At 27.9% G+C, this 12,619-nt stretch carries 8 protein-coding genes; 6 read left to right on the top strand and 2 right to left on the bottom strand.

Annotated elements, in window-relative coordinates; all coding sequences use genetic code 11:
- Positions 1 to 61: 61 nt before the first annotated feature.
- From bcCo53_RS03230 to bcCo53_RS03215, 4 genes are all read left to right on the top strand, one after another.
- Positions 62 to 1,108, top strand: coding sequence for an ABC transporter ATP-binding protein (locus bcCo53_RS03230; protein WP_028328105.1), 1,047 nt, complete (start codon positions 62 to 64; stop codon positions 1,106 to 1,108).
- A gap of 2 nt (positions 1,109 to 1,110) precedes the next feature.
- Positions 1,111 to 1,914 carry an ABC transporter permease gene (locus bcCo53_RS03225; protein WP_025408229.1) on the top strand — a complete coding sequence of 268 codons (804 nt, stop codon included), beginning with the start codon at positions 1,111 to 1,113 and terminating at the stop codon, positions 1,912 to 1,914.
- Positions 1,915 to 1,924: 10 nt separating this feature from the next.
- Complete coding sequence (locus bcCo53_RS03220) at positions 1,925 to 2,716, top strand: ABC transporter permease (RefSeq protein WP_028328104.1); 792 nt, start codon at positions 1,925 to 1,927, stop codon at positions 2,714 to 2,716.
- Between the two features lie 75 nt (positions 2,717 to 2,791).
- Complete coding sequence (locus bcCo53_RS03215) at positions 2,792 to 3,841, top strand: ABC transporter substrate-binding protein (RefSeq protein WP_025408228.1); 1,050 nt, start codon at positions 2,792 to 2,794, stop codon at positions 3,839 to 3,841.
- 38 nt (positions 3,842 to 3,879) lie between these two features.
- On the opposite strand, the gene bcCo53_RS03210 is transcribed toward bcCo53_RS03215, so the two are convergent.
- Together bcCo53_RS03210 and zwf are read right to left on the bottom strand one after the other, a co-directional pair.
- A complete protein-coding gene (locus bcCo53_RS03210; RefSeq protein WP_246938342.1) occupies positions 3,880 to 5,223 on the bottom strand; it encodes a Na+/H+ antiporter NhaC family protein in 1,344 nt (447 codons plus the stop codon).
- A gap of 1,094 nt (positions 5,224 to 6,317) precedes the next feature.
- Entirely contained in the window at positions 6,318 to 7,751 is a 1,434-nt protein-coding gene (gene zwf, locus bcCo53_RS03205) for a glucose-6-phosphate dehydrogenase (protein ID WP_025408226.1), read from the bottom strand.
- Between the two features lie 192 nt (positions 7,752 to 7,943).
- Here zwf and bcCo53_RS03200 point away from each other — a divergent pair, with 192 nt between their 5' ends.
- Both bcCo53_RS03200 and bcCo53_RS03195 read left to right on the top strand, forming a co-directional pair.
- Positions 7,944 to 9,389 (top strand): nicotinate phosphoribosyltransferase, encoded by a 1,446-nt coding sequence (locus tag bcCo53_RS03200; RefSeq protein ID WP_028328103.1) that lies wholly within the window; start codon positions 7,944 to 7,946, stop codon positions 9,387 to 9,389.
- Between the two features lie 4 nt (positions 9,390 to 9,393).
- Positions 9,394 to 12,615, top strand: a complete 3,222-nt coding sequence (locus bcCo53_RS03195) for an exodeoxyribonuclease V subunit gamma (protein ID WP_028328102.1) — start codon at positions 9,394 to 9,396, stop codon at positions 12,613 to 12,615.
- The last annotated feature ends 4 nt before the right edge of the window (positions 12,616 to 12,619 follow it).

Raw genomic sequence — 12,619 nt, 5'->3', positions numbered from 1 at the left:
ATAAAGTATAATCTAGTTTCATGTGATTCAATCGACACATGCAAAAGGAGGGTCCCATTAGTTGAATAATTACATCCTAGAGCTTAAAGACTTAAGTCATTATTACACTGATTGTAATAATAAAACTCTAGATACAATTAATTTAAAAATTAAAAAAAATGAATTTATTACCCTACTTGGCCCATCAGGATGCGGCAAAACAACACTCATAAAAATAATAGGAGGTTTTTTAAATCAAAATGAAGGAAAAATTTATTTCCTCTCAAAAGAGATTTCAAAAACTACCCCTAATAAAAGAGAAATTAATACTGTATTTCAAAACTATGCACTCTTTCCGCACATGAATGTTTTTGACAATATCTCATTCGGACTTAGGATAAAAAAAATAAACAAAAGTTTAATTAAAGAAAAAGTAAAATCCGTACTTTCCTTAATTGACATGCAAAAATACGCTTACAGAAATATTAATGAACTATCAGGTGGACAAAAACAAAGAGTAGCAATTGCAAGAGCAATAATTATGGAACCCAAACTCTTACTACTAGATGAACCACTCTCAGCTCTTGATTTAAAGATGAGACAAGAAATGCAAAAAGAACTTAAAAAAATACAAAGAAAGCTTGGAATAACATTCATCTATGTCACACACGATCAAGAAGAAGCATTAACAATGAGCGACAGAATAGTAGTAATGAATAAAGGAATAATTCTTCAAATTGGAACACCTGAAGAAATCTACAATGAACCCAAAACCAAATTTGTAGCCAGTTTCATCGGAGAAAGCAATATTTTTGAAGGAACTTATGAAGAAGAATTTGTAGTTAACATGTTTGGTAAAGATTTTAAGTGTCTTGACAAGGGATTTAAGCACAAAGAACTCGTTGACCTAGTAATACGACCAGAAGATGTAAAAATACTGCCAAAAGGCCAGGGACATTTAAGTGGAATAATTACTTCAGCAGTATTCCAAGGTGTACATTACGAAATGACATTAGAAATTCAAAAATCTAATTGGTTAGTTCAAAGTACAAAACTAACAAAAGTAGGTGAAGAAGTTGATATCTCATTGGGTCCTGATGATATTCATGTAATGTGCAAGGAACAATAAAGATGAATAGAATAATTTTAACACTATATACCTTATTTTTATTAATCTTTACTATCTTTCCACTACTGATAATAATAACTCTAGGATTTATCAATGAGCAAAATGAATTCTCATTTGCAAATTTTGCAAGACTGTTAGAACCAAATTATCTAAAAATTTTTTCAAGAAGCATAAATTTTGCCTTAATTACAACCATTGTTTGTATACTAATTGGATATCCTACCGCATGGTTCATATCCATGTCAAAAAAAAGTGTTCAAAATATGCTCATAATAATGATAATACTTCCTATGTGGATCAATACTCTACTTAGAACTTATGCTTGGATTAGAATATTAGGAAAAAATGGAATTATTAACAACTTGCTTAAGGCAATGGGATTTGAGACTATAGAACTGCTCTACAATGAAAAAGCTGTAATAATAGGTATGGTATATAATTTTTTACCATTTATGGTCTTACCAATATATACAGGACTATCAAAAATAAAATATGAATATATTGAAGCCGCAAAAGATCTTGGCGCAAGAATATGGCAAATATTATTATATATAAAGTTTCCATTAACATTATCATATCTTGCAACAGGAATAATAATGGTATTCATTCCCTCAATCACAGTGTTTATTATCTCAGATCTGCTAGGTGGTGCCAAACAAATTTTAATCGGAAATTTAATTGAAAAACAATTCTTATTTGTAGAGGACTGGAACACTGGAGCTGCAATTTCATTTATTGTAATGATAGTAATATTAATATTTAATCTAACAATACTTAAACTAATGAATAAACACAACGCAAAATAAGGATATCAACATGCTTAAAACACTAAAAAATACTTTTTTATGTCTGACATTTGGATTTGTTTATGCTCCTATATTAATTTTAGTAGTTTATTCTTTTAATGCAGGAGATAATGGATTTTTTTTTCAAGGATTCAGCCTAAAATGGTACAAAGAAGTCTTTGAATCACAACAAATAAAACAAGTTATATATAATACTCTACTAGTAGCAATAATATCATCCTTAATTTCTGTTATTATTGGTATTTTAGGAGCCTATAGTATTTATAAAACAAAAAACGAAAAAATAAAAACCATACTGTTATCAATCAATAAAATACCAATAATTAATCCTGATATTGTAACAGGTATTAGTCTAATGACATTTTATTCTTTGATAAAGATACAGTTAGGTTTTTCTACAATGCTAATGTCACATATAATTTTCTCAACACCTTACATCACGATAATAATTTTGCCTAAATTATATTCTCTCTCAGAAAACACCATTGACGCGGCTCGTGACCTTGGAGCATCAGAGATACAAATTTTTAAAAACATCATATATCCAGAAATAATAGGAACTGTTGCAACAGGAGGTCTTATTGCATTTACATTATCAGTTGATGACTTTTTAATATCATTTTTCACAACAGGACAAGGGTTTAATAATTTATCAATACTCATAACTTCCCTAGCTAGAAGAGGAATAAAACCAATAATCAATGCCATTTCTTCTATACTGTTTTTTGTAATACTTAGTCTATTATTTATTATCAATAAATGTGTAGGAATAAAAAAACTAACAGCAGATACAGAAATTTAATAACAAGGAGTTAAATGTGTAGAAATTAAAAAAATTAACAATAGATACAGAAATTTAATAACAAGGAGTTAAATTTTGAAAAAAATTTTAGTAGCAATGATAATTTTAATAATCAGCTCTTGTTCTTCCCAAAAGACACAAAATACTCTTAGCATCCTTAACTGGGCAGAATATATTGATGAGAAATTACTAGAGCAATTTGAAAGAGAAAATAATGTAAAAATAAATTATGAATGTTTCAACAACAATGAAGAAATGATGGCAAAATTTAATAATACAAAAGGTTATTATGACATTATAGTTCCATCTGAATACTTGGTTGGTGAATTAGCAAGTGAAAACAAAATTGAAATGTTAGATTACTCAAAACTGCCAAATGTAAAAAACAATATATTAGACGAGCTTAAAAATCCAGAACACGATCTTGGGAATCTTTATTCTGTACCTCTATTTTGGGGAGTTATGGGTATACTTTATAACAAAACCAAAGTCGATATAGAAGACATGAATGAATTTGACATACTATTTAACGAAAAATATAAAAAAGAAATTGCCATGTTAGATTCTCCAAAAGAAAATATTGGAGTTGCACTTAAAAAACTTGGCTATTCTTTCAACGAACACAGTATACCTATAATAAGAGAAGCTGAAGAAGTATTAAAAAAACAAGCTCCCTTGGTACTAGGTTATTTTTCAGATATTGCTGCAAAATCACTAATACTCAATGGAGAAGCATCTATCCAACTAACATGGAGCGGAGAAGCTATAAATGCAATGCTCAAAGACCCAAATTTAGACTTTTATGTACCTAAAAGCACAAATCTTTGGATTGATGTTATAGTAATTCCATCAGATGCACCTAACAAAGAACTTGCCCATAAATTCATAAACTTCCTTTATGAAAATGAAGCATCTTATGCAAACTTTCAAGAGACAAAATATAATTCACCAAATAAAAATGTAATTAGTCGATTAAAAGAAGAGGCAAAGAATAATCCCAAACTCAATATGTATTTAGAAGAAAAATTCTTTCCAACAAACTTTTCACAACACGAAATATTCAAAAAAGTACCACAAAAAGTGAAAGAAGAACAAATGAGAATATATATCGAACTATCATCCTAACAAAATTAAGGCACCTTTCATTTCAAAGGTGCCTTATCTTAATCAAGTTTAGCAGAATTTAAAAACTGATTTTTCAATCCCAAAAAAGCTATAGATACAATAATAATGATACTTAAGAACACTTGATAAAATAAAAACGGAAAAATATCAAGTGGAGATATAACCCCTTTTGAAATATTTATCACACTGATCATATGCATACCATATGGTAAAGCACCAATTAATGCACAAGAAGAAATTGAAAGCAATGCTGCACAACGCTTAGGACATACAGAATTAGCCTCAGATATACCCCTAGTCACAGTCCCATTCACTAAAATTGCAAGACCACTATTTGAAAGAAAACCTGTTACCATAACTATTAAAAAAGTAATTGTAAACTCGGCACTCTTTCTACACTTAGCCCAGTACTTCAACTTAGTTAAAATCCACTCAAACCCCCCATGCCTAATAGTCATATAAGAGACTCCTCCTGTAAAAATAACAAGAATAAGCATCTCACTTAAATCCACAAGCCCCGCATTAATCTTTTTAAACATCAAAATTAAAGTTAAATCACCACTAATAATACCAATGCCACCAGCAATCAATATTCCAAAAAACAAAACTAAAAATACATCTACGCCTAAAAATGCAAAAATTATAACAAAGAGGTAAGGTAACACTTTCAAATAATTTATATCACCAAGCTCAACATTAACTCCAATACCACCAATATAAGAACCTAAAATAGCAAATGCTATAGTTGATAAAATAGATGCAGGAAACGTAAAAAAAGCAACATTCCTAAAAACATCTATAATTTTAACTCCTTGAGTACGACTTGCAATAATAGTTGTATCTGATATTAAAGACATACTGTCACCAAAAGCACCACCTCCAAGCACAGCTCCTGCAACCATTGGCAATGGAATACCACTTTTATTTGCTATCTCAAACCCAATTGGAGTAACAGCCACAACAGTTCCAAGAAAACTGCCAGTTGCAGTGGACAAAAAAAGACATATTAAAAATATTCCTGCTACCAATAAATTAGCTGGTATATACTTAAGTCCAATATTGGCTACGGTCTCAATGCTACCTATTTCCTTACAAACAGCGGAAAAAGCACCTGAAATTAGAAAAATGAAAGATATAAATATAATATCAGTCTGTGAACATCCTTCAATAAACTCATTAAGCTTATCTATAAATGAACCCTTAAATATAAGGAATGCCGTAACAACAGCTAATAGCATAGCAATTATTGGTGGCATCTGATAAAAAGCCATTTCTACACCTTGAATCTCTAAAGCAACCCCTGTGCCTACGTAAACAATGATAAAAACAAGGAAAGGAACAAGACCTAAAAAACTTGGCTTTACGTGACTATCTTTATTCATTTTAAACCCCCTTATAATCCATGCACTTATGAATTATTACTTAGATCCCTTACTCAAAACTAAGAAATCTACAAAAAATTTAATTTTTAGCAAAAACCTAAAAAATCCCTCTATACCAAGGCCAATCACAGACAAATTACACACACAATAAAAAAACTATATGGCAAATTAAAACTATAACTACCTATGAAAGTAACAATACTCTTATACCCCACAGGTTCCATATGAAATCTTCCGCTCTGAAAAAACACAAATAAACATATCTAAAAAAGAAATGTCATCATGGACAGATATTTCTTTGACACTCTTATCACAAATAAGCATAGTTGTTGTATCATTAGTAAAAAATACCACCAACCATAATAAGAAGAGATATAACTATAAAACCTATAGAACTCCCACTTAACATTATATTTTTAATCTTAACAAACAATCCTAACCATTCGTTTTCATTACATTTTTCATGATAAATACATTTCAACCAAAAAATTTGTGCCATCTCAGTATCAAAAACCCTTACCTATCTTACTACTAAATCTTTCACATAACACATAAATAATTACAAATTTGCATAAAACTCCAATAAGTCTACATTACCTTTGATAGAAAACTTTTTTGAGAAAAAAACTCACAATACTTATAAAAATAATCCATGCAAAATAACATATCTTAAGAATAATACTTGAAATGGTTTCAAGACGATATATCTTCTTACAAATCACAGAAAACACTCTTACCAATAAAAAAATAATAAGGAATAAAAGTCCAAAAAAAATCGGACCTACTCTCACTATCCCTCACCTCAAACTCCAAAGACAAAAACAACAGGATAAATTGCCCTAATCAATTACAAGTATAAACACAAATATATTTTAATATTATACCACAGAATATAATATTAAAAGACTTTATTAACAAAATAAATTCATACTGAATAACAATTGAACACAAAAAGAAAATTATAAATTCAGTCGATACCAAGATTATTCTTTGTAAAAGAATTACAAAATTTCCATACAATAGTTATTTTGTAATCAAAATTTAAAACGACACATCCTACTTAACCCAGGCAAGAGATAAAAATCATTTCAAATCTACATCTTACGCCAAAAATGATCCTTTTCTAAAATCATATTTGCTTCAACTGGACCTTCTGATCCATAAAAATAACTCCAATTCTTAATGTCTTCCCACTTATCAAGAATATCTGATACAAACTCCCAAGAACTATCGATCTCATCATTACGAGCATACAAAGTTTTATCACCCAAAAAAGCATCAAAAAGTAATCGCTCATAAGATTCACCAAAAAACTTGTTAAATGAAGCATGATAAGAAAATTCCATATTGGCTTCCTGAATATCATAATTATAACCCGGACGTTTAGTATTAAACCTAATTTCAATACCATCCCTTGGTTGAATTCTAAAAATCAAAGCATTTGAAAGATTACTCAATCCAACATTAAAAATAGTGAAATTAGGCTTTTTAAACTGAATATATATTTCTGAAAATTTTCTAACAAGTGCTTTCCCTGTCCTAATATAAAAAGGGACCCCAGCCCAACGCCAATTATCAATAAACAATTTCATAGCCAAATAAGTCTCAGTATTTGAAGTACTTAAAAACTCAGCTTCCTCTCTATATCCTTTCTTGAAAACCCCTTGTACCTTAGAACACATATATTGTCCTTTAACAATATGATCTTGCATAGTCTGTTTATTTAATTTTCTCAAACTTCTTAAAAGTTTAACTTTCTCATCATGAATAAAGTCAGCATTAAATCCAATAGGAGATTCCATTGCAATCAAACTTAAAAGCTGCAAAATATGATTCTGCACCATATCCCTCAAGGCACCAACAGAATCATAATACTCAGCCCTACCATCAATGCCCATCTCCTCTGCTACAGTAATCTGAACAAAATCCACATAACGATTGTTCCAAATATTTTCAAAAATAAAATTCCCAAACCTAAATGTAAGAATATTCTGAACGGTTTCTTTACCCAAATAATGATCTATCCTGTAGATTTGTTCTTCTTTAAACACAGAGTAAAGAAGAGAGTTTAAACACCTAGCTGTCTCAAGACTACTCCCAAAAGGCTTTTCTAGAATAATTTTAGATAAATAAGAAGTATTATCAAACGAATATGGCTTTAAATTTTCAATTATTGCCTCATAAAATTCAGGAGATGTTGAGAGATAATATATTCTATCTTTATGCGCTAAAAGAAAGGACAATTTTAAATAAGCATCCTTTTCTCTGAAATCTCCTGATAAATAAACAAAAAATTTCAAAAAATCATCAACTAAAGCATTAGACCTTTCTTGCCATAAAGAATCTTTAATATAAATTTTCAGTTCCTCATCAGTAAAATTTCTTCTTGAAAATCCAATAATCCTAAAATTACTAATATGACCATCTTTATACAGATTAAAAAGAGAAGGAATGAGTTTTCTTCTAGACAAATTGCCAGTAACACCAAATATTACAACATCAAAATCAGATACATTCTTTTCTCTCATACAAGATCTCCAAAAGATAATTATACTATTATTATTGCACCAAAAACTATGACATAATCCCCGTTTCTAAAGAATAGTTACACTTACCTTAAACTCAATCAAAACAAACCTTATTTAAGACAAATGCTACAAAATTTTAAAAATTAAATACCAATATAGCGTTATAATCGGTATAGTATATAATGTAAAGAAATGAAAAATTTATCACTCTTTACAGACTTTTATGAACTTTCAATGATGAATGCTTACTTCATAAAAAGTATGAATCCCAAAGCTAAATTTGAAATGTTTTTCAGAAAAACACCATTTAAAAATGGATATATAATTTTAGCAGGAATACACACATTAATTAACATTTTACAAAAATTACATTTCAGAGATGAAGAGATTAAATATCTAGACAGTTTACAATACTTTGACAAAAAATTTCTAGAATATTTAAAAACATTTAAACTAAACATAAAAATAAGCTCAATAGAAGAAGGCAGAATTGTTTTCCCCTATGAACCTATATTAATCATTGAAGGCAATTTAATTGAACTCTTACTCATAGAAGGACTGACATTAAATATAATAAATTTTGAAAGCCTAATTGCAACTAAAACATCAAGAATTAAAAAAGCGGGGGCTAACAACTTAGCAGAATTTGGGCTTAGAAGGGCCCAAGGAATTAATGGTGCACTCTCAGCAAGTAAAGCAGCTTATATAGGAGGTGCTAATTTTACAAGCAATGTGCTTGCAGGATATAAGTACAATATTCCTGTAATTGGTACAATGGCTCATAGCTGGGTAATGAGTTTCACAAGCGAAGAAGAAGCCTTTTGGGAATATGCCAAAATATATCCAGACAACGTAAGTTTATTAATTGATACTTATGATACTCTTAACAGTGGCATTAAGAATGCAATAAAAGTTTTTAAAGCACTAAAAAACAAAGGAAGCAAAAATTTTTCTGTTAGAATTGACAGTGGAGATCTTGAATACCTAAGCAAAGAAGTTAGAAGAATACTTAATGAGAATGGACTATTTGAGGTAAAAATTATAATATCAAATGAACTTGATGAAGAGATAATTATGTATTTAAACTCAATTAATGCTCCCATCGACTTCTGGGGCGTAGGAACTAATCTAGTTACTGCCAAAGGAGATTCCAATCTCTCAGGAGTGTACAAAATGATATCAATTCAACAAAACGACAAATTTATTCCTAAAATGAAAATAACAAATAACATTGAAAAAGCAACACTTCCTTCTCAAAAAGGGATCGTAAGAATATACTCAAATTCACAAATGATTTTTGATTTGATTTTTTTAAAAGAAGAAGAAGAAGAAATAAAGGAAATGCTAAGCTTAAAAAAGAAATTTAAAATTTTTCATCCCTTACAAGACAATATATTCAAAGAAATAAAAACATATGAAAGCTTCGAATTTCTAATAAAAACAGTTTTTGAAAACACTAAAACTTGTCAAAACTATGATTCAAGCCTAGAAAATATAAAAAAAAGAGTTCAAAACGATCTTAATAAAATTGATCATACATATAAAAGACTCATAAATCCACATATATATAAAGTAAGCATTACGGAAAAATTAAAAAACTTAAGAAATAATCTCTCCCAAAAAAACAAAGTATTCTAACATTATGTATAAAACATATAAAACAAACAAAATAAACAAGATTTATAATAAAATTAATGAACTGATTAGAAATGATGATATCTTTAAAAAAGAAACTATCATAATATTAAAAAGTCACACTCTAGGTGAAGAAATTAAAAAACATTTAGCAACCCTCAACAAAGTCTCATATAACCTCAATATCAAACAAAATATAATGAAAATAATATATAACCTTGCAATGGAAAACCATAATATAAAAAATTTCTTAGAAAAGAATAATTTAATTCTTTACTCAGAAACAGAAAAATTTATTCTGTATCACATATTAAAAGACAATAAAATAAAAAATATCAAACAATTTAAATCAACACAAAACAGATATATCTTTGCATCAAAGATAATCAATTTATTTCATAAATACTACTCTGAATTTTCAAATTTGATTGATCATTGGAGGCAAAATAAACTTTTATTTGAAGATAACAATAAAATTCAGTATGAATCCATGCAAAAAGAAATGTTTGAAAAATTATTTGAAAATCAAATCAACATTTTTGACTTGCAAGAAAAAATTAAACAAGAAATCACAAATACCAAGCAAAGCATTGAAACAAAAAGAATAATAATAATTGGAAAAATTAGAGAAATTGACAGAACACTTTTATACCATTTGCAAAAAGTTTTTGACATTACAATACATGAATTAACACTTGAAGATACAACTCAAATCAAATCTATACTAATAGACAAATTAGTACCAATAAAAATTAAAAAATACAATTCAAGCATACAAATAGAACAAGAAAGTGATATCCAACTATTTGAAGAAAAAAATTTTTTAGCAAGTCTCAAAAACAATATCATAAAAAATACTCCTCTATTAAACTTAGATAATAGTTTCAAAATAATAGAGGCAAAAACAAAAAAACGAGAGGTAGAAATTTTAGTAAATAATATTTTACATTCAACTCAAAACAATCATCTAAGAATAAATGATATTGTAATAACTTACCTACCAAAAGATACGGATATATACTTACCATACATAGAAAAATTTTTAAACAAATACGAACTTGAATTTAATGTTTTAGATTCTAAAGACATCTCAAAAAGTAAAAGCGTAATAGCACTAAAGCAATTAATGAAACTCTTCATTTCACACAAAGGAACGATTAACAATTTTAATAGAAAAGAAATAATCGAATTTTTAAGTAACATAAAAGTAATGGACAAATTCGAAATCTCAACCAATGAACTAGAATATCTAATAAAATTTAGCGACACAGTGAATATCAATTTTGGAATGAACGATATTCACAAAGAAAGCTTATCTTATGATACGAACTTCTTAAATTCATGGGAAGATGGTTTTAACAGGTTTCTCATATCTACAATTTTTAATGAAAAATATGAATGCAAAAATTGTCAAGAAAGTATAAGCTTTCAAGACTCAAGTTCAATAATAAAATTGATTAGCATAATAAAAAGTCTTTATGAAGATATAATGTACTTTAAAGAAAAAGAACACACCATATGCGAATGGGCAGAAATAATAGGTATCTTCATAGACAAATATATAAAACTTGAAGATAACAATAAAATTGATGAATATATAAGAACAATAATACAATACCTTAAAAATTTTTCGCAGGATTTCAATGCAAACTTTCACAAAGATTATATGACTAAAGTTAAAGACATAAAAGTTGATTTTACTCTTTTCAAAACAATGCTTGAGGAAAGCATAGAACAAAAAACATATCAGTCAAACAATCAAAATGCAGGCATACTTGTTGCAAGCTTTGATAAAATCGAATATTTAAAAAAATCTGAAATCCACTTTTTAGGAAGCCATAAATTAAATTCAAGCATCCATTTTGATAACATGAACCTATTAAATGAATATTATGACTATGTCAATCTGGAACAAGATAACATTTCAAACTTAATTAATATAATCTTTGCAGCATCTAACAAATTTTATCTATATTACTCCCTAAGTGAATCTTTAAACCCAGATATCAACAAACCCAAAATAATAAATAAGATAGTAAATTACATAAACGACATGGGTCAAGAACTAAAAATTGAAATACACCCAAGTGAAAATTACGACTTTCAATATTTCAAACAAGAAAAAGCCAATTACTTAATCAACTATGACATAGAAGCTTTTAATATTGCAAAATCACTACAAATAGGTAAATATCCAACCTTTAAACAGCAAAGACTCAAATTAAAAAAGCAAATAACACTAGAAATAGCAGATATCAATAAAGCAATAACTAACCCATACAAATACTTTTACAAGGAAATACTAAATGTACACATTAAAGACATAAGCCAAATTAATGACATTAAGGCAAAACAAGAAGAGCAAATAATTGATATTGACAATATCAATTATAAAATAATGAATAATCTCATACCAATATATGAATGCACAAAAAATGAAACTAATGAACAAATATTAAAAAAAATAGATAAAATCATTGAAAATCAGATTCAAACAGGAATAATGCCCACTAACATCAAAAAAGAAATTATAAAAGAATCATTCATAGGAAAGTTAAATGAAATTAAAAATAATATTACTATCAATTTTCAAAATTTTTTCAAGATGCAAGAGACTAACATTATATTAAATAAAAATATACCAATTAACTTTAAAGGAGAAAAATTAGAATTTAAGTTGAATGGAAAACTTAAAAACATATATAAAATAGACAATAAATATTATTACCTCAATTTAGAAAAAAAAGATTACAATCAAGATAAAATTAGCAACAAAATAAATCTATATATAATAGGACTAATGTTAAAAAGTACAATTCAAAATATAGACTCAATTCAAGAAATCAGAATAACTTATGAGACTTCTAAATTATCACTTGAAAATCAATATACAAACGAGGAAATACACTCTCTAGACCTTACAAACTTACTAAAACAAATAGCCTATATTTCAAGCTACCCCACCCCCATTTATAAGGATTTAATACAAAAAAGCCTAACCAAAATAAAAGACATAAACGAATTTCCAAAGGCATTAAAAACACAAATACAATACCCAACAAAAAGCATTAATCTTAACAAAGCAATGGAATTTATGCTTCAACAAAAAGATATAACATGGTGTCCATATTACAATAGATTTAAAGACACTCACGATTTAAACATAGATAACAACTTAGAAAAATTACTTCAAAATTTTTACGCCAAATTCATTAAGGTACAAAGTTAATCAC

The organism is Borrelia coriaceae (genome assembly GCF_023035295.1).
Classification (GTDB): domain Bacteria; phylum Spirochaetota; class Spirochaetia; order Borreliales; family Borreliaceae; genus Borrelia; species Borrelia coriaceae.
This window is presented reverse-complemented; position numbering and strand designations above follow the sequence as displayed.